Annotated in this window: 1 protein-coding gene and 1 pseudogene; one reads left to right on the top strand and one right to left on the bottom strand. The window is 61.1% G+C overall.

Translation table 11 applies throughout. The features are described from left to right. Positions 1 to 219, top strand: a 219-nt coding sequence (locus HLH36_RS19575) for an integrase core domain-containing protein (protein WP_182987943.1), incomplete at its 5' end; no start/stop codon positions are given. Here HLH36_RS19575 and HLH36_RS20310 read toward each other — a convergent pair. Further along, a pseudogene (locus tag HLH36_RS20310) lies at positions 216 to 511 on the bottom strand (hypothetical protein); the annotation flags it as partial. The gene HLH36_RS19575 and the pseudogene HLH36_RS20310 sit on opposite strands and share 4 nt — an antisense overlap.

The following is a 511-nucleotide window of genomic DNA, read 5'->3' as shown; positions in this document are numbered from 1 at the left end:
CAGCAGAACGGGTTCGTTGAGAGTTTCAACGGCCGGTTCCGTGACGAATGCCTCAACGAGCACCTGTTCCGCAACCTGGCCGACGCTCGGACGATCATCGACGCCTGGCGGACCGACTACAACGCTGTCAGGCCCCACACCAGCCTCAATGGCATGACGCCAGAGGCTTTCGCTCAACACGCAGGCAAGGCATACAACACCCCACAGACCCTAACTTAAATCTGAGGGCATGTTCGGGGCAGGGTCAGTCCCAGCAAATAGGTGCGAAAGCGTTCGGCAATGCGCTCGCTCTCCTCGCGGAGGCTGTAGCGCGGGACCTCAATACCCCGGGCCAGGTATCTGCGCACCGTCTTGCGGTCCAGGCCCGTCTGTCGCGCGATCGCGCTGATACCCAGTCCCTGTCGTTTCAATTCGTGGATCAACACAGTCTCCCTTACGCCAATCACCTGCTCGCCCTTCTGCCGGGATGCGCAGGTTATTTGGGGAACGATCGTCCTGGCGGGGGCATGCC

The organism is Gluconacetobacter aggeris, assembly GCF_014174395.1.
Lineage (GTDB): Bacteria > Pseudomonadota > Alphaproteobacteria > Acetobacterales > Acetobacteraceae > Gluconacetobacter > Gluconacetobacter aggeris.
This window is presented reverse-complemented; position numbering and strand designations above follow the sequence as displayed.